The sequence below is a fragment of the Pseudoalteromonas sp. TAE79 genome, from assembly GCF_000498015.1.
In the GTDB taxonomy this organism is placed as follows: domain Bacteria; phylum Pseudomonadota; class Gammaproteobacteria; order Enterobacterales; family Alteromonadaceae; genus Pseudoalteromonas.
This window is the reverse complement of record NZ_AUTL01000060.1, coordinates 1-19,533: the sequence shown is the minus strand read 5'-3', so window position 1 is coordinate 19,533 and position 19,533 is coordinate 1. Positions and strand designations below refer to the sequence as shown.

Sequence of the window (19,533 nt, the reverse complement as noted above, 5' to 3'; positions counted from 1 at the left end):
CAGCCGTTGTAGAGGGAGAATAACCACTTTGCTCTTCCCAGCGCTCTTGCTGTGTTGCAGGTGGAGTGATTTGCATGTCGTTCCATAAAATTTTAGCTCTTCCGCCATCAACTAAAAAGTCAGCTGCCGGTTTTAGCATGCGTGCGTACCAATCTTTAAGTTCGTTATCACTTAGTACGTTTGCTTGATGTAACTTCCACGCGAGCATAATTGGCATAGCCGTTTGATCTAGCTGTACCCCTACCCATTCAAGTTCACCGTCAACATGTGTTTTTTGTAAAAACCAGCCAATGTCGCCATTGTTACCGGGAGTTTTGCTAGTAACTTGTACTTTTTCAAGGTATTCGAAGGCCGTTTTTGCAGTGGCTGTATCGCCTAAGGCCATAAACGCCATAGCTACTTGATAAAAGTCACGAACCCATACCGCTTTGTAACCTGTAGAACCCTCTTTGGCTGAAACAGTTTCACCCCAAGGATTAGAAAGTGAAGCAATGAGCGCACCCGCATTGGTTTTGTCCTCTTGTGCCTTTAGCACCATTGCACTGGTATAAAGTAGCTTACCGTCATCGGCTGTTTGATTAACCATGGCGTTTAATGGCTCAAGGCTTTGTAAATAATCTTCCCAGCCTAGCGCTTCACCTTTACCGTTGTAGGCATCAAGCACATTTTGATAACCTTTAGATAAGCTCTGTGCACCTTGTTGATGGCTTTGCTGCTGAGTTTTACCAAAGCTTAGTGCTAAATCAAATGTGGTATTACTATCGATATTACCAAGCTCTGCCAGCAGAGTGACGTTACCTGCCTTATCGTCAGTGTTTGAATATTGTTTGCTTAGTGTGTGTTGTTTTTTAAGTGAGGTGATACCATCGCTCACACCTGTAAAGCCTACACTTTGCATTTTGAATGGCGTAGATGATTGCAACGTTAAAAAGTTATCGTCTTCCCAGGCAACTAAGCCTTGCTCAGTGGTTTTTGCAAAATCACCTAAGCCGTTGTTGTTTATATAAGGGTTAACAGCAACATACGCTCTCACGCCTTTAAGTGATGTATTAAAAATACTGCGTACAAACAATGTTTGTCCGCCTGGATCGGTGAATATGTGTTTTTCGAGGGTAAAACGCCCTTGCTTATCTGTGCTTGTTACTTTGTAAGCAAGCGATAGTGGTCTACCTTTATCGTCTTTATGTAAGTAATCAATTGTAACGTCTAAGTCGTCAGCTTCAGTGACTGTAAAGTCTTTACCGGTTACTACAAACTGCATATCTTTGATTTGTGCTTGGTGAATGAGTCCAAACATAGTTTCGGTGATCATACCTTTAGCAATTGAAAACCATACTTTTGATACTTCACCTGTCGCAGCGTTGTTACTATACTGGCCGTTTTGGTATTGCTCAAAAGAAGTACCAATTCCGTTTTTACCCGCGTAAGCCCAAAATGGTTCAGCACCTGGTGCGCCAGGAGCGGCTGAAACTGTAGCGTCAATATTTTCGTTATTCGTATTTTGTGCACCACAGGCTGTTAAACCCAAAGTTAAAAGAGCGGTGGTAATAAGGTTATATTTTTTCATTGTGTGACCCTTAGTTTGAATTTTTAACGCGCATTACAGCAATTGCAGCAACAACGAATGATGCAGCACCAATTAATAATGCGTAAATAGGCTGATTAGAAAATACGTGGCGTAAAATAAGCCCTAAAATACTAGCGGCAAGCAATTGCGGTATAACAATAAAGAAGTTAAAAATACCCATATACACGCCCATTTTGTTACTCGGTAGTGCATTACTTAACATTGCATAAGGAAGCGATAAAATAGAAGCCCATGCAAAGCCAATGCCTATCATTGGAATAAGGAGCATTTTTGGATCTGTTATAAACATAAAGCTCGCAAGGCCCAATGCGCCTAGTAATAAGTTAAAGCAATGCGCGCCTTTTAATCCCATTTTTTTAACTAAAAACGGAATACACATAGCAGCAATAGCCGCAAAGCCATTGTAAGCTGCAAATAAAATGCCGACCCAATCAGCCCCATCGTTAAAGGCTTTACTTGTTGCATCACTGCTGCCGTAATGAAAGCTTGTTACTGCTGCTGTGGTGTATATCCACATAGCAAATAACGTAAACCAGCTAAAAAACTGCACCCAAGCAAGCTGCTTCATTGCCTCTGGCATGGTAAATACATCTTGTACTACTTGGTAAAAACCGCCTTGTATTTTGTTAGCAGCCTTTAATGCGCTTGCTATCCACTGCACAATACCAAACGCTAGTAAGCCACCAGCAAGTAGGTATAACTCTTTTTCAAGCGATAAACCCATTACTAAAGCAAGTGTTGCTAAACCTAACACCACAAAAATAATGGCACCTTTATTGAAGTTGATATCTACTAATGCGATGTTAGTCGGTTTGGCAGTGTGGTTTTCAAAAGCAGCTAATTGCTCAGGGCTATATTCTTTGGTTCGCATAACTGTCCAGAGAACTGCAACTAGCAATACAACCCCACCCCAATAAAATGAATATTTAACAGATTCAGGGATTTGCCCTGGCGCAGCGGTATTACTTACGTCAAACCAATTGGTCATCATCCATGGTAGTGCTGAGGCTAATACCGCACCAATACCAATAAAAAAGCTTTGCAAGCCATAGCCCGTAGCACGTTGTTTTTCTGGCAGGTTATCGCCTACAAGTGCTCTAAAAGGTTCCATAGTGACGTTGATTGATGCATCCATAATCCACAACATACCTGCAGCAATCCAAAGGGTTGGTGAATGCGGCATGATAAAGAGTGAGATAGTAGTAAGTACTGCCCCAATGAAAAAGAATGGACGTCGACGACCAAAACGCCCCCATGTTTTATCACTCCAATAACCAATTATTGGTTGCACTATTAAACCTGTTAGCGGTGCTGCAACCCATAAAATAGGAATATCATCAACTTGTGCGCCTAGGGTTTGAAAAATACGGCTCACATTGCCGTTTTGTAGTGCAAAACCAAATTGAATGCCTAAAAAGCCAAAGCACATATTCCATATTTGCCAAAAACTTAGATTTGGTTTGTTGCTGTCATAATTATTATTTTGATTATTCATGATTAGCCTTATTAGTTAAAACTGCGCTACTAAATGCATCTAGCGAAAGCATAAGCTTTGTAACTTCTTTGTCAGTGATGATCTTTACCGTTTTTTGTTCAAGTAAGTCGTGTAGCGGTTTATTTCGCTCAAAGGTATTTGCTTGCTCTGGTGTTAAATTAATTAATACCGTTTGTGGCTCCCCACTAAAATTACTAAAAACATAAATAGATTGCTGTCCCAGCGTGCGTACAAAACCAACAACGCGCTCGCTACCACTAACCGAAAGCGCTGTCATGGTTCCACCTACAACAGCGGGTAAACTATTAAGAGCCATTATTGCTTTATAATAATCACGAAGTGATGCTTGTTCGCTCGTTAAGTTAGCGCCGTCAAATTTGCCTTTATTCATCCATGCTTGATGCGCTGGTACACCAATGTAATCAAAAATGCTGGTGCGAGTAGGCGTTCCAAAACCTGCGTTTTCAGATCCGTCCTCTCCCACATCTTGGGCAAAATATAATAAAGTGGGTGCGCGACTAATTAAGCTAGAAACTACCATTGCTGGTTTCCCCCAGCGTGCATCACCTGCAAAATCAGGGCTAGCAATGCGTTGTTCGTCGTGATTTTCTAAAAAGTGCAGCATGTGCGCTTCAATATCAGTAACTTGGCTTTGGGCTGCAAAAATAGTATTGGCAGCTTGCTTATTCTGCATAATGGCTTTTAATGTGTCGTAAAAGCCGACTTTGTCATACAAGTAATCCATTTTTCCTTGCTGAATATACGCTCTGTACATTTGTGGGTTGTAAACTTCAGCCAATAAAAACGCATCGGGCTTTTGCATTTTTATTGATGAATTTAAAAAGCTCCAAAATTCAACCGGCACCATTTCGGCCATATCGTACCTAAAACCATCAACGCCTTTATCAAGCCAGTAAAGAGTGATATCTCTAAATTTATACCAGCTATTAGGCAGTTCCTTATTTTGCCAAAACGCATAATGAGCGCGATAATCTTGGTTTTCTAACTCTTTAGGTAATACAGGAAAGTCATAGCTGCCATCAGGCTTAACGCCATAATTCACTCTTACGGTTTCGTACCAATCGTTAATATCTGGCTTGGGTGCACGCGCGCCATTCCCCGTCCATTTCGCTGGCGTTTCATCAAAAAAACCGTCAGCTAAAGGGTGAGTATTACCCCCTAAAACTGTATAGCTTTGTGATGTTGGAACCTGAAAAGACTGACCTGGTACATAATAAAAGTTATTATTTTTATCGTACTCTTTGCTGGTGTCGTCTTGCTCACCAAAGTCTTTTATTCCTTTGGGTTTTGCTACTGATTTATAATTACGAGCCACATGGTTAGGTACAATATCTATAACCACTTTCATGCCATGCTCATGAGTGCGCTCAATCAGATCACTAAACTCACCCATTCTATTAGTCACATTTATGGCTAAATCTGGGTTTACGTCGTAGTAATCTTTTATTGCATAAGGTGAACCTGCACGGCCTTTAACTACATCAGGGTCGTCTTGCGTAATCCCATACTCGGTATAATCGCCCACTAGCGCATGATGTAAAACACCGGTATACCAAACATGGGTCGTACCCAATTCTTTAATACCTTTAAGTGCAGCATCGTTAAAGTCGGTAAATTTACCTACGCCATTTTGCTCTTTTGTACCCCAGGGCACATTCGCGGTCTGTGTGTTACCAAATAAGCGTGTAAATACTTGGTATACAACAGGCTTTGTTAACTCATTTTGTGCCTGTTTAGGCGCTTGCTGTTGTTCGGTTTCATTATTGTCTGAGCACGCACTTGTTATAAGTGCGCTACACAGTAATGCGGGTACATAAACTGATTTTTTCATTGTGTGTCTTTTTGTCAGTAGTGTTATAGCTTTATACTAAAGATATCTGCAGCAACCATACAGTTGCTGCATACGTATTCACTTAAACATTCACGGCGTATTAATCACTAATACCGTAGCAGTCATTGGCTCTAAGTTAATACTGTTAGTTAGTTTAAAAGTGTGTTGTGTGAATAATGCCTGCACATTGGCATTTTTTGGTATAACTTCTTGCATGTAATCAAGATTATGCTTTTGTGTTACTTTGTTTTTATTCATAAAAACTAATACTGTTTGCGTATCACTAACGCGAGCATAACTATAAACACCATTGTTCGGACTGAAATGAACGAGCTTACCCTTTGCAAGCGCCGGGCTTTGCTTTCTAAAGTTAAGTAGCGTGCTTATAGTCTTGTGCATATCGCGCTGATTTTTACTTAACCCGACTCCAGTAAACGCATTAGCGTTTTGATTTTTGAACCCACCTGGAAAATCAATGCGTATATCACCATGATCTTTACTCGGCGTATTATCCAATAATATTTCGGTTCCATAATATATTTGAGCAATGCCGCGCGTTGTTAAAAACAAAGTCATCGCCATTTTAGTTTTAGCTAAGTCTTGCCCAAATTCCGTATATAAACGGCTCATATCGTGGTTATCAGCAAACACCATAATGTTATTGGTGTCTGGGTATAAAAAATCGTTAGCTAATGACTGATATACTTTAACCCAGCCTGTGCTCCAACTTTCATCTTCATTTAAAGCTCGAATTACCGCCTCTTGCAACGAAAAGTCCATCACACTGGGTAAGCTTGACACATACCCATCTTGATTTACTTTACCGCGCTGCCAATACGACGCTATTGCAGGGTTTGAAGTCCACTCTTCGCCAACAATATTAAAGTGTGGGTATTCATCCATAATGGCCTTGGTCCAATCACTTAAAAATGCTTTGTCTGAGTAAGAGTAAGTATCAACTCGAATACCGCTTAAATCTGCGTATTCAATCCACCAAATTGCATTTTGAATTAAATACTCATTTAATAATGGTTGGCGCTGGTTTAAATCGGGCATGCTAGCGACAAACCAACCATCGCTAAACTGGCGTTTATCGTAGTTACTTGCGTGTGGATCTTGAATTGTTTGGCGCGCATGGCTTGTGGCATTTTTACCATTTTCAAACTGCCCATTAAAGTTAATCCAATCTTGAGTTGGTTTATCCTTCATCCACGGGTGCTCAGCACCAAAGTGATTAAGCACCATATCCATAACAAGCCCAATGCCCTGCTCTTTAGCCTTTATTGATAACGTTTTATACAACTGGTTTGAACCCATACGTGGATCAACGTTGTAAAAGTCTGTAATCGCGTAACCATGATAAGAGTAATCAGGCATGTTGTTTTCAAGCACAGGTGTTAGCCAAAGCTGTGTCACGCCTAGATTATTTAAATACGGCAGCGCATTAATAACACCTTGAATATCCCCTCCATGTCGCCCGCCTTTAAAACCTGGATTTACAGCTTCTAGCATGCTTTTAACGGTGTCATTTGTGGAGTCGCCATTTACAAAGCGATCTGGGTTAATTAAATATAAAGCATCTGCACTTGTGAAACCTTGGCGTTGCGCGCTATTTTTATCTCGGGTAAATAAAGGAAACTCAAAGCTATGCGCTGTATTAGTGCTGTTAAACTTGAGCGTTCCTGCTTTGGCGTTATCGCTAATATTTAAATGAAGGAAAGCATAATTAGGGTTGTCGGTACGTGTTACGTTATTAAGTTCAACCCCTTTATACTTATCTAATTTAAATTCTTCGTTAGCTATATTTTGCTCATGCACGAGTACTGTAATGTTATTTTTATTCATTCCGACCCACCAATTGGCAGGCTCTACATTAAGTGCATAACTAAAGCTTGGTAAGCTACATGCGCTTACTAGTAAAAGTGTGTTTAAAAATCGCATTGTTATACCTTTTTAATGCTGGCTAAAAAATTCTGGTGAGTTGGTAGCTGCGCAACTGTTGAGTTTATCAATGTTTTTAAAGTAGAGAATAAATCGCTCAGTTGATCATCACTTAGCGAATCAACAATACTGTTATAGTCATTAGGGATAAGTCCTTGCCCAATCATGACTTGCTGCCAAGCAACCTCAGCGAATAGCTCATCGTCTTCCCGCACTACTTTGCCTGTTTGTTTAAATAAACTCAGTTTATGGGTAAGGGAATTTGGTATATCCATTTGCATGCATTGACGCCAAAACGGGGTATCTTCTCGCTCGGTGAGTTTATAATGCAAAATAATAAAATCGCGTATATGCTCTATTTCAATAACGCTTTGTTTATTAAACTCCGTTACTAACGCATCACTAATGCCATTATGTGGAAATAGTTTAATTAAGCGTGTAACCGCAGTTTGAATTAAATGAATACTGGTTGACTCAAGCGGCTCTAAAAATCCACTTGAGAGGCCAACCGACACCACATTTTTATGCCATTGCTTTAAGCGCCGACCTGTTTTGAATTTTATAATACGGGGCTCTGTAATTGACTCAGCGGGTAAGCTTTTTAGCAGTAACTGCTTAGCATCATCATCTGACAAGTATCTACTGCAATAAACAAGGCCATTGCCAATACGATTTTGCAGTGGTATTTGCCATTGCCAACCAGCACTATGTGCAATAGATCGCGTATAAGGTTTTAGCTCATTGGTACTTTGCGTTTGAACAGCCACTGCACTATCACATGGTAAGTAATGAGACCAATCAATAAACCCTGTATTAAGTGTTTGCTCAATTAACAAGGCACGCAGCCCGGTGCAATCTATAAATAAATCACCACTAATTTGACTATCGTTATTAAGTGTTAGGCTTTTAATATTGCCTGTATAGCATTGTTCAACATGGTCTATTTTTGCATCTATATGTTTAACACCGCGCGATATAGCCAACTTTTTTAGATATTCAGCGTAAAGCGTCGCATCAAAATGATATGCGTAACTCAGCCCAGGTAGTTGAGTATTTGGGATGGTATTTAAAGGGGCAAACCTATGCTGTTTAGCCGCTTGGTAATTGAGTGAAAAATCCCATAGTTCGTCTTCGCAGCCCGTAACTTGGCCTTTTAACCAAAAATTATAAAAGGGAAAATCTTTACCAAACGAGCCAAACGCATGCATGTAGCTATGCGATTGGGTTTTCCAGTTTTCGAACTCTATACCTAATTTTATTGAAGCATTAGTGGCATTAATAAAATCTTGCTCGTTTATACCCAGCGCGTTATTAAGTTGAATAATAGGCGGTATTGTTGCTTCACCCACTCCTACCGTACCAATAGCTGATGATTCTATTAGTGTGATATTAATTACTTTACCTAACACTTTATTAAGCAGTGCTGCTGTTATCCAGCCTGCGGTACCACCGCCTGCAATTACCACGTGTTTTATTGGTTTCATATTATTATCCACGTTTTATTAAATTTAAGTACGGTTAAAAAGTTAGGTAAACTAGCTATAAAAAAGCCCCTGTAACACAAATTACAAGGGCTTCTACACACAGTTTTTATTATAGCTTGTAGCTAAAGCCTAACAAGTAAGTGCGACCGTAATCTTGGTAATCACGTACTTGTAAAGCATTGTCGCCTGAAAGCGACGTAAACGGTTCTTCGGTCAGGTTTTGTACTTGGAACTGAATTGATAAGCCTTCAAGGCTCTCTATACCTGCTTCACTAAAGTCGTAACCCGCTTGAACATCCCAAATAGTTTCACCTAAAATATCAACTTGTTCCGTATCAAAGCCTAAACCATATACATCGCCTTTAAAGGCACTGCGTTTACGCATGCTGGTGCGCAGCTGAATACCATTCATTTCGTAGTAAACCGTTAAGCTTTGAATTTTATCTGAAAGACCAGGTAGTTCGTATTCGTTACCGTTTTGGTCCTCAATATCAGACTCAATACCAGTATGGCTGGCAATTAAACCAAAACCTTCAAGAGACGGATGGAAAATTTTAAATGGTAATGCCAGTGACAGCTCATAACCATATAAATCGCCACCGCCGCCATTTATTTTACCACTGCCAGTACCCGATGATGTTGCTGGTAATTCTCCGGTAGATGGATCTGCGACACCCGACATATCAATTGCGTAAGTACCGTCAAAAATCCACTGAGTTAAATCTTTATAGAAAAACGCTGCAGAGAAGTAACCCTCATCACTAAAGTAATTCTCGTAAGTAAAATCGTAGCCTGTTGCTTCTTTAGGCTCTAGACTAGGATTACCACCCGATACAGACCAATAGTTTCCATTTTCATCTGGTGTTTGATTATATGATGCATTAACTGATGAATTCATTTCATCTAAGCGTGCACGAGAAATTGTTTTAGCAGCACCAAAACGTATCGTTTGTTGCTCATCAATCGCAAGTGATAAGTTTAAGCTTGGTAGTACATGTGAATAATCGTGACTAATATCTGTAGGAGTTACAAATATATTACCATCGTCATCCATATTAAAAGCGTTACTTTGTGAAGACTGATCGGTATTAACGTAACGTACCCCCACATTACCTGTTAATGCTAAGCCATTTATTTCTGCATTAATATTAGCTTGCACAAACGCTGAGGTAATTTCTTCTTTTACTGTCCACGATTTAGTTAAGTGACTTGTATCAGCTAAACTTTGGTCTACTAAAGCATAATAACCATCATTCACTAACCCATTAACATCGTAGGCAATCATGTCACCCATTCCAATAAAGCCTAGGTCAACACTTCCCATCCGGTATTGCTCTGGAACAGTTAGCATGCCTGGGTTAGCAAGCGAAAATCCTGATAATGTCATATAAAAGCCTTGCGAATCTTTTGTTTTTTCGCGCTCTTTATAAGACATACCAAATTCAATTGAGCTGAAGTATTCGTTTTCTAATACTTTAGATGCCGCCAGCTTTAATGTAGATAGTTCATCTTCAATGGTTGGTGCATTAATGAAACCATCTTGTGCCTGATCTTTATAACCAGAAATATCATTTCCATCTGCATCAATTAAGCCATACTTATTATTCAACGCCTTGTTTGAGCCCCAAGAAAGAGGTCCACCTAACTGAATTAAGCTGTAATCACTGTAATCTAAATCGTGAGTAAACGTAGCACCAGTATTACCACCATCAAAAGTATAACCTAGGTTATCTGCAACACCACGCGTATCACCGCGACCTGTGCCCGAATAACTTTCAAGGCTCCAAATTTTACGGTCTACTTGCGAGTAACTTGCATCAAACTCAACTGACCATGAATCGTCAATATCGTATTTAGTATTAAAACCAAATGCGGTTAATTCTGCTTCACGTTCTTCGTAATCGTTACGCACAATTACGCGCTGGCCATTTGTTACCGCACTGGTAACAAAGCCGCTTGCGCCATCTACAACTACGCTTGCAGGGTCAATTGAGCCTTGGCCCCATGCAAATGGAACTTCAATACCACGTAAGATTTTTTCATCTGTAAAATCTACATACAATGCATCAAACGTCATATTTAGTTTATCTGTGGGCGCCGCTTCTAAAACAAGCATTGCTGAGTCACGTTCAAGTGTAGATGAACGTACAAATGGTTTAGCACCACCTAAAATTGAATATGTTTGGCCATCTACTTCTCTTTCTGGGTAACCCCACGAGTTCCAACGTTTTTCTTGGTTTGGTGAACTCATGGTGTTTAGTGCAAATGCAACACCAATGGTATCGTCTGCAAATTGGTCAATGTATGAAATAGTGCCTCGGTAACCGTCGTCGTTGCCGTCAGGGTTTAATTTACCAAAGCTGGTTTGCTCATACTGCCCATTTACTTGCACAACACGTTCGCCTTTACTTAGTGGACGAACTGTTTGCATATTAATAACACCAGCAATACCCTCAGCATCAATACTTGCATTTGGCGTTTTATAAACAGTTACACCGCTCATTATTTCTGATGGGTAAAGGTCAAACTCTACACCACGGTTATCACCAATCGATACTTGTTCACGACCATTAAACGTTGTGCCACTTTCATTCTCGCCAAAACCACGAATAGAGACACGACTTGCTCGGCCGTCTAAGCGCTGAGCTGTTAAACCGGGTAAACGCGCAATCGATTCAGCAATTGAAGAATCTGGCAATTTGCCAATATCTTCAGCCGATATAGATTCTACAACCTGTGTAGAGAAGCGTTTTGTGTTAATAGACTCAACCACACTGCCACGAAAGCCTTTAACTTCGATAACTTCTACATCATCTTTTTTTATTGTATCTTCTTGAGCAGCCTGTGTAGCAAAGCTCGATAAGCCTGCAGCTGTTAATGCCAAAGTTAATATACTTGGTTTGAACATAGACATAATGTTTTCCCGTTACCCATATTGTGATACCCGCGTTCAATGTTTAAGTGATAGTTAAACAAGGCGAGCTAATTTTGTTGTCAGGATGAATATTAACGCCAGATTTATTTTATTAACAACTTTATGCATACGTATTCAACAATTTCAATGTAGCCTAACATTAACACATATTACACACGTTTATTTTTAACCAATTGATTTTATTGGTAATAAAGTAGATAAAAAACACAAGACAAACATCAATAGTCAAATCAATTCTATTGAAACTTAATGGCACTTTTACTTAAATGTAAACAAGGTGAAGTTAATTATCACTGTCAAATAACGTTTAAATTATTCCACATTTACCAAGCGTTAAATTGGTCAGACCATTTAATATAGATCCTGGGATATATTTCCCTTACAGTACAATCTGTTAGATTCAATTTAACTAATAAATCAATGACTGACGTAATTGGTAAACAATAGATACGCAAAATGAACGCTACTAAAGCCACTCTAACCACTTATTTTTAATAAATTTATTGCATTATTTTTAGTGCATACGTATGCAGACTTTTTACAGGATTAAAGGCTTCACGTATGCTTTTTGCAAATAACGTGATTAATCGTAATCACAAATAAAAATAGTCTAAATAATGTGTGGAATGACGGAGAAAAGCATGACCCAAAAGCAGTGGTATAAAGGTGCGGTGATTTATCAAGTTTATCCGCGTAGCTTTCAAGATAGCAACAACGATGGCATTGGTGATTTAAGAGGGATTATTAATCGTATTGATTACATTAAAAGCTTAGGCGTTGATGCAATTTGGATTTCACCTTTTTTCAAATCGCCAATGAAAGACTTTGGCTACGATATTAGTGACTACCGTGACATTGACCCGCTTTTTGGTGATTTAAACGATTTTGATGAACTTATTAGCCAAGCCCATGATCGCAATATTAAAATTATAATTGACCAAGTACTAAGCCATACATCAGATCAACACCAATGGTTTACAGATAGCCGCGAAAATCAAAATAACGATAAAGCGGATTGGTATGTTTGGGCTGAAGCCAAAGATGACGGCACAGCACCTAATAATTGGCTGTCTATTTTTGGTGGTGGTGCTTGGCAGTGGGAGCCTCGTCGCGGGCAATACTACCTACATAATTTTTTAACCGAACAACCGGATCTTAACTTTCATAACCCAGATGTTCGAAAAGCTGTGCTTGATAATGTTGAGTTTTGGCTTAAAAAAGGCGTTGATGGGTTTAGGCTTGATGCAATTAATTTTTGCTATCACGACGCGCAATTACGTGATAATCCGGCTAAACCAAAAGATAAGCGCCAGGGTCGTGGTTTTAGTGAAGATAATCCGTATGCATTTCAGTACCATTACTACAATAATACTCAGCCTGAAAATATTGAGTTTATGCAAGATATTCGCACATTACTTAATAAATACCCAGGTACTGTATCGCTTGGCGAAATCTCATCAGAAGATTCATTAGCTACAATGGCGCAGTACACCCAAGGTGGCGACAAACTGCACATGGGTTATAGCTTTGAGCTATTAACAAATGATTACTCAAGTGAATATATTAGAACTACGGTTCAAACTCTAGAACAACGTATGACTGAAGGCTGGCCATGCTGGGCATTTAGTAATCATGATGTAGAGCGCGTAGCGAGCCGCTGGAGCGAAAATGGCGAAGTAAACCCTCAACAATGTAAAATGCTAACCGCCCTATTAGCTTCTCTTCGCGGCAGCGTGTGTATGTATCAAGGTGAAGAGCTAGGTCTGGGTGAAGCAAGTGTGGCATTTGAAGATTTACAAGACCCATACGGCATTACATTTTGGCCTAATTTTAAAGGGCGTGATGGCTGTAGAACACCAATGCCTTGGGATCTAGCTGATTCATCTCATGCAGGTTTTAGTGAAGTAAAACCTTGGCTACCCGTTGATAATGCACATAAGCAGCAATCAGTAGCTATACAAACAGATGATAACAACTCAATTTTAAATGCCTACCGTGAGTTTATGGCATGGCGAAAAGGCCAAACAGTTTTACTTGAAGGTGATATTGAATTTATAGAAACGCCAGAGCCTGTGCTTGCTTTTTATAGAACGCTTGGAAAGCAAAGAATGCTTTGTATGTTCAATCTCAGCGCTAAGCAAACAAGTATTGATATGCCAACATCAATCGTTAAAGAATACACCGAGCTTAGCCACCACAGCGCAAAGTTAGACCGAGGCACCACAATACTTGAGCCTTACGCATGTTTTTACGCTCAGTGTTAATGAGTCAAAAGTTACGTTTAGTGTATACGTAAGCGCGTTACACACGAAAAAGCCCAAGCTATTCACTTGGGCTTTTTTGTATTTAACGCATTCTAATGACTTTTAGTTTCACCATTTAGACATTCAGTTAAAGCAAATAATACGGTTGATATTACAAACTTAAAATATCCTCATAGCAGAAATAAACAATGACGCTTATCCATTTCATTTTTGAATCTAAGAAATCAATTTTCCTTAACACGAACCCAAGGTTATTAATATAAAGCGTAGAATCAGGTTTTCGTAGCTACTAAATATATTACTCCAGCTGGTAATGCTGTACTTACTAAAGTTTAAAAACCGACAAGTAAATTACTCATCCTCACGATAAAAAAATTTCGTTATCTTTTATTTCAATTTCGATTAAAAATCAGTATACCAACAGAGTTGTTCTGAATTGGGCACTACTGATTTAAACCTAATCTTAAACTGGGTAAATCAGTCATCACACCATTTTTTTAGGAATAAACGAATGAAAAAAGCATTGCTAGCATTAATCGTAGCACCACTATTTGCAGTATCTGCGACTTACGCGGTTGCAGACGATGCGCCAACAGCTTCAGCCGAAATGATAAAAGAATACACAGAAATGTGTGTTAACTGGGCTAAAGATGATGACGTAAGCAATGAAGAGCTAAATGCCTACGTATTAAAATGCGTAAATGATGAGCTTGAATCTGAAGGCTATAAAAAAGTATCTTCTGTTAAGATTTAATTATACCAATTACATTTAATTAGTGATCAATTATAGCGCTAAGAATATAGCTCAATAGCTAAGCGAAAAAGCATGACATATATTTGTTCTCGGCAGCTGCTCCCTGCAATGCCTACTTTCTGCATCTACGCAGTCATATATGAATAGTGTTTAACGCAGTAACTGAGTTATTTAATACGCTAAAATGACCATGTTTTTAATCAAATTGGTAACACGCTTAGGTGAATGTACTGCTAATAAAGCCGTTGCGAAAGCATTCAACTAGGCACAAAAAAACCGGAATAGACACAAGCTGTGCATTCCGGTTTTTTTATGACTTTTTAAATCTACAAAAGCTATGAATAAGCAATAACGAGCTTATTCATCTTCTTTTTTAGCTTTCGCTTTAGGCTTAGCTTTAGCTGGTGCCTTTTTTGCAGCTGCTTTCTTTTTAGGCGCTGCTTTTTTCTTCGCTTCTTCTGTCCATTTACCTGCCTCATAATGAGCAGTCCAGCCGGTAGCTTTACCGTCAACTTCAGTCATAACATACTGAGATTTATTTTTACGGCTATAGCGTACAACAGCAAGATTACCATCAGGATCTTTAGCTGGTGCATCTGCTAAATAATAAAACTTAGGCGAAATGCGGTCTCTAAAGCGTTTTAGTTCTTCAACCTTAGGTGCACGTGTTTCACGTGACTTAGGAAAAGTATTTGCGGCTAAAAATATACCCGCAGCGCCATCACGTAAAACAAAATACGCATCTGACTTTTCACACTCTAATTCAGTAATGTGAACAGGATCTTCTTTTGGTGGAGCAGCCTCGCCATTTTTAAGTAACTTACGTGTGTTCTTACACTCGTCGTTATTACAACCAAAGTACTTACCAAAGCGACCCGATTTAAGCTCCATGTCAGAACCGCACTTATCACATTCGATAATTGGTCCGTCGTAGCCTTTAATTTTAAAGGTACCTTCTTCAACTATATGCCCTTTACATGCTGGGTTATTACCACACACATGTAGTTTACGGGTTTCGTCAATTAGGTATGAGTCCATTGCAGTTTCACAAATAGGACAACGCTTCATCTTCATTAATTTTTCGGTTTCTACGTCTTCGACATCAGCAGCAACCGCTTCATCGCCCGACACTAAGTTCATTGTTGTTGTACAACGCTCTTTTGGCGGAAGGCTGTAACCAGTACACCCTAAGAAAACACCGGTTGAAGCCGTACGTATGCCCATTTTGCGGCTACATGTAGGACATTCAATATCGGTTTCAACCATCTCGTTAAGACGCATGCCACCGTTCTCTGGCTCGTCTTTAGCAACAGTTAATTGCGTTGAAAAATCAGCATAAAACTTATCTAGAACTTGAGTCCATACACGCTCGCCTTCAGCGATATCATCTAAACGGCCTTCCATTTTAGCTGTAAAATCAAAGTTCATTAAATCAGTGAAATTTTCAACCAAGCGATCGGTAACTATTTCACCCATTTTTTCAGCGAAGAAACGGCGGTTTTCTACACGTACATAACCACGATCTTGAATCGTTGATATAATCGACGCATAAGTAGATGGACGACCAATACCGCGTTTTTCGAGCTCTTTTACTAAACTTGCTTCACTAAAGCGCGCTGGCGGTTTAGTAAAATGTTGCTTGGGATCAAGTTCGATTAAAGTAAGGATCTCACCTTCTTTAACAGCCGGTAGTGATTGATCTTCTTCGTTTTTCTTACGTATTGCAGGTTGTACTTTTGTCCAACCATCAAAGCGGAGCACACGGCCTTTCGCTTTAAGCTGGAAGTCGTTAGCCGCAACAGTTAGTGTTGTTAAATCGTATTCAGCAGGTACCATTTGGCATGCTACAAACTGACGCCAAATTAGCTCGTACAGCTTTTTAGCATCGGCGTCTACACCTTCAACATGACCAGATAACACGGTGACGCTTGAAGGACGTATTGCCTCATGCGCTTCTTGTGCATTGCCTTTGGAGCTGTAGCTAATTGGATCTTTTGGTAAGTATTTAGCACCAAACTCGTTTGTTACATACTCACGACACATTTCAACGGCATCTTTTGAAAGATTAGTTGAATCGGTACGCATATACGTAATATAACCGCCTTCATACAAACGCTGAGCAAGCATCATGGTCTTTTTAACGCCATAACCTAAACGTGTACTTGCCGCTTGCTGCATGGTTGAAGTAATTAATGGTGCACTTGGGCGACTTTTACTTGGTTTTTCTTCAACACAAATTACTTTGTATTCTGCATTCTCAAGGCTTTTAACCGCTGCGCTAGCCTGAGCTTCATTTACAGGCTTAAAAGGCTTTCCTGCTTGTTTGGCTACTTCTAAACGTAACTCAGACTCAGCATTTTTAACGTCAGCGTGAATATCCCAAAATTCTTCAGGAATAAACGCCTTAATTTCACGCTCACGCTCTACTAATAAACGTACCGCAACAGACTGAACTCGTCCTGCAGAAAGTCCGCGGGCCACTTTTGCCCATAATAAAGGTGATACCATAAAGCCAACAACACGGTCTAAAAAGCGACGTGTTTGCTGAGCATAAACCATATCAGTATTAAGCTCGCCAGGTGTTTCAAACGCTTGCTGTATTGCGTTTTTAGTAATTTCGTTAAAAACTACGCGCTTATACTTAGCAGGATCACCACCAATGATTTCTTGAAGGTGCCAAGCAATTGCTTCCCCTTCTCTATCCAAATCCGTTGCGAGATATATTTGGTCTGCATTTTCAGCCAGCTTTTGTAATTCTTGAACAACTTTTTCTTTACCAGGCAGTATTTCGTAATGCGGCTCCCAACCTTGCTCAGGATCAATACCCATGCGCGCGACCAGGTTAGTATAATCTCGTTGCTTTTTATACGCTGCTTTCTCTTCAGGTTCCATTTTGCGAACTTCTGCTGGCGTTTTAGTTGCCGGCACTTTAGCTTTGCTCGAACCTGAAGTAGGTAAATCACGTACATGCCCAATACTGGACTTTACGATGAAGTCATTACCTAAATATTTATTAATTGTTTTAGCCTTAGCAGGTGACTCTACAATTACTAGCGATTTGCCCATAGTTGCCTATTTCTAACCAAATATTAAAAATGTGTTTTGCCGACATAAGCGGCGCGAATATTTATAGGTATATCTACAAACACTAGTTGTTACAAGCTTTTAATACAAACTTTTCAGTATTTACTGAATAAACGAACAATTTTTGTCGTTAAATTAAACAAACAGGTGTTTTTAGATTAATTGATGTGGAATATATAGAACAGAAACAAAAATGCCAACCTAAAGGTTGGCATTTTTTATTTTAAACTACTCATTAGCAATCAACTATCATCACTTATTGCAATTTGAGCTGTCGAAATGTTGCCTTTACCAGTCGTAAACTCAACGGTTAAGAAGCCTTCCGTTTTATCATTTCCTTCTGCTTCGCGGCTAATTGATAGAGCTTCACCAAATGCAAACGTTGCACTTGAATTGCGAATATCAAAACCGTCTGTACCGCTGTACTCACCATTATCAGCAGATATAGCTACACTGGTACCTGTAGGCATTGGGTTATTATATATATCAGAGTAGTAAACAGCGAAAGTTAATGCTGATAGCTGATTCCCTAAATCTGCAGTAGTAATGTTGATAGAACCTACATCACAGTAATCTGTGTTATCGGTTGCTTCTAAGCGCAAGATAATAGCGCCAGACTGAGTGTCAGCCTGACGATAGATATTATTACACTCTTCGATATCCTGTCCGAGCTGCATAGCATTATCAGTAAATACTGTAGGATCATCTATAACTGTTTCTTCTAATGCTTCAGCAAAGCGATAACGTAACTCACTTTTTGTGACCACAAATCTACTGTATGCGGTACTACCCGACATAATGATTTCAAAAGAATCACGAATATCAACTAGTTCTTTAGTACAAAGGCTTTCAAATGTGTCACCTTCTGTTGGTGTTGTTGCTTCTGCTTTACATACTAAACCATTGTATTTTTCATCAGCTAGCGTGTGCATGCCATTGAGATCAATATCCCAGTTTTCTTCAAAATGCCCAGCATTTGTATTCTCTGGGCTACATGGATCATCACTATCGCCTTCTTGACAGTTATCAGCGGCTTTTATCACTGTCGCTGTAACAGGATCATAAATACCCGCTAAGCCATCATAAACACCATTTTCATTGTGATCGATAAATGCCTCTGTTAGATCATAACCACTATAATATTCGTTGGTATCAAAACGCCCATTTCCGTTAATGTCAATGAAAGATTCTTGACCTTTAGCGGTAACAAGCACTGTTGCACGACCACCAAGAGGGACGCCATTTTCATTGAAAGCAGCATTTAAAATACCGGCCATACAAGGTGCTGCAGAACCAAAGTAAAGATCACAGTTAAGTTCATTAGTTTTAGGGTTAATACTGTTAATTGTATTACCCCATTTTGCATCTGTGAATGGTTTTGGGTTTTGTGAACGCCATTGAGCAACGCACTGACCGTCGACTGTATTACACTCTAGCTGCGCATTAAATTCTGTACCATCAATGGTACCAATAGCACCCCCTTCAGTTGTTAAGTATACCGATGTACCATCAGGAACAGGGTTGTTAAAATGATCAGCTAAATAAACATTAACTTCTTCAATATCACCGGTATAATTTAACGCTTCAATATTGAAGTTAGTTGGTGCAGCAGTGAAACTATTGCCATCAGGTAAACCCGAACTAATCGAAACTAAATCAGATACTGTTATTACTTGCTCATCTAATGAAACTAATGAGAGTTCTCCGGTTGGACATGAAACATTGATATCACGCTCTGCGTCATCAAGAAGACACTCATCATAAAGTTCTTTCCAGCATGTAACGTTGTCGTTTTGGTCAGCTGGAATAAGTTCATCTGGGATGTAGCAAGCTTGCACACGCACAGCCTGAGGAACAAAACCAGAGTTCACTTGAATACGTGCTAAACCTTCAGAGTCTGTTGAAACACTAGCATGCGAATAACCGGTTGCATCTGTAACTTCAGAAAGTGAGATGCCACCATTAGTCGAGCTTAAACGAAAGTCTAAGCGCTTTTGCTTAGCAGTATTACCTATTTCATCTGTTAATTTGAATGTAAGTTGGCTGATTTCTTTACGAGAAACTCCACCAGTCCCTTTTAGTGCAATTACATTTTCTGATGCTTCAACAAATTCAATCGAGCTTACTGCGGCAGCC

At 39.5% G+C, this 19,533-nt stretch carries 9 protein-coding genes and 1 pseudogene; 2 read left to right on the top strand and 8 right to left on the bottom strand.

Annotation, left to right across the window (positions count from 1 at the left end):
• The 6 genes from L655_RS0102355 to L655_RS0102330 form a co-directional block, all read right to left on the bottom strand.
• The coding region (locus L655_RS0102355; protein ID WP_024603981.1) for a glycoside hydrolase family 15 protein at positions 1-1,567 on the bottom strand (1,567 nt) is incomplete at its 3' end.
• Positions 1,568-1,577: 10 nt separating this feature from the next.
• Positions 1,578-3,083 (bottom strand): MFS transporter, encoded by a 1,506-nt coding sequence (locus tag L655_RS0102350; RefSeq protein ID WP_024603980.1) that lies wholly within the window; start codon positions 3,081-3,083, stop codon positions 1,578-1,580.
• Complete coding sequence (locus L655_RS0102345) at positions 3,076-4,935, bottom strand: alpha-amylase family glycosyl hydrolase (RefSeq protein WP_024603979.1); 1,860 nt, start codon at positions 4,933-4,935, stop codon at positions 3,076-3,078. The genes L655_RS0102350 and L655_RS0102345 overlap by 8 nt, the downstream gene beginning before the upstream one ends.
• 90 nt (positions 4,936-5,025) lie before the next feature.
• Positions 5,026-6,876, bottom strand: a complete 1,851-nt coding sequence (locus L655_RS0102340) for a glycoside hydrolase family 13 protein (RefSeq protein ID WP_024603978.1) — start codon at positions 6,874-6,876, stop codon at positions 5,026-5,028.
• A 2-nt stretch (positions 6,877-6,878) separates the two neighbouring features.
• Complete coding sequence (locus tag L655_RS0102335; protein ID WP_024603977.1) at positions 6,879-8,360, bottom strand: tryptophan halogenase family protein; 1,482 nt, start codon at positions 8,358-8,360, stop codon at positions 6,879-6,881.
• Positions 8,361-8,469: 109 nt separating this feature from the next.
• Positions 8,470-11,274: a TonB-dependent receptor gene (locus L655_RS0102330; RefSeq protein WP_024603976.1), complete on the bottom strand. Its 2,805-nt coding sequence runs from the start codon at positions 11,272-11,274 to the stop codon at positions 8,470-8,472.
• A 662-nt stretch (positions 11,275-11,936) separates the two neighbouring features.
• Here L655_RS0102330 and L655_RS0102325 point away from each other — a divergent pair.
• Positions 11,937-13,559 (top strand): alpha-glucosidase family protein, encoded by a 1,623-nt coding sequence (locus L655_RS0102325; RefSeq protein WP_024603975.1) that lies wholly within the window; start codon positions 11,937-11,939, stop codon positions 13,557-13,559.
• A gap of 511 nt (positions 13,560-14,070) precedes the next feature.
• Positions 14,071-14,313: a hypothetical protein gene (locus L655_RS0102320; protein WP_002959734.1), complete on the top strand. Its 243-nt coding sequence runs from the start codon at positions 14,071-14,073 to the stop codon at positions 14,311-14,313.
• Between the two features lie 357 nt (positions 14,314-14,670).
• Here the strand turns inward: L655_RS0102320 and topA are convergent, their stop codons facing one another.
• Together topA and L655_RS1000000127385 are read right to left on the bottom strand one after the other, a co-directional pair.
• Positions 14,671-17,379, bottom strand: coding sequence for a type I DNA topoisomerase (topA, locus tag L655_RS0102315; RefSeq protein ID WP_024603974.1), 2,709 nt, complete (start codon positions 17,377-17,379; stop codon positions 14,671-14,673).
• A gap of 260 nt (positions 17,380-17,639) precedes the next feature.
• Positions 17,640-19,533: pseudogene (locus L655_RS1000000127385) on the bottom strand (hypothetical protein); the annotation flags it as partial.

Excerpts from the sequence above, each read along its gene's own strand:
- L655_RS0102320 (WP_002959734.1), top strand. The coding sequence starts at position 14,071 with ATGAAAAAAGCATTGCTAGCATTAATCGTAGCACCACTATTTGCAGTA.
- L655_RS0102350 (WP_024603980.1), bottom strand. The coding sequence starts at position 3,083 with ATGAATAATCAAAATAATAATTATGACAGCAACAAACCAAATCTAAGT.
- topA (WP_024603974.1), bottom strand. The coding sequence starts at position 17,379 with ATGGGCAAATCGCTAGTAATTGTAGAGTCACCTGCTAAGGCTAAAACA.
- L655_RS0102345 (WP_024603979.1), bottom strand. The coding sequence starts at position 4,935 with ATGAAAAAATCAGTTTATGTACCCGCATTACTGTGTAGCGCACTTATA.
- L655_RS0102335 (WP_024603977.1), bottom strand. The coding sequence starts at position 8,360 with ATGAAACCAATAAAACACGTGGTAATTGCAGGCGGTGGTACCGCAGGC.
- L655_RS0102340 (WP_024603978.1), bottom strand. The coding sequence starts at position 6,876 with ATGCGATTTTTAAACACACTTTTACTAGTAAGCGCATGTAGCTTACCA.
- L655_RS0102330 (WP_024603976.1), bottom strand. The coding sequence starts at position 11,274 with ATGTCTATGTTCAAACCAAGTATATTAACTTTGGCATTAACAGCTGCA.
- L655_RS0102325 (WP_024603975.1), top strand. The coding sequence starts at position 11,937 with ATGACCCAAAAGCAGTGGTATAAAGGTGCGGTGATTTATCAAGTTTAT.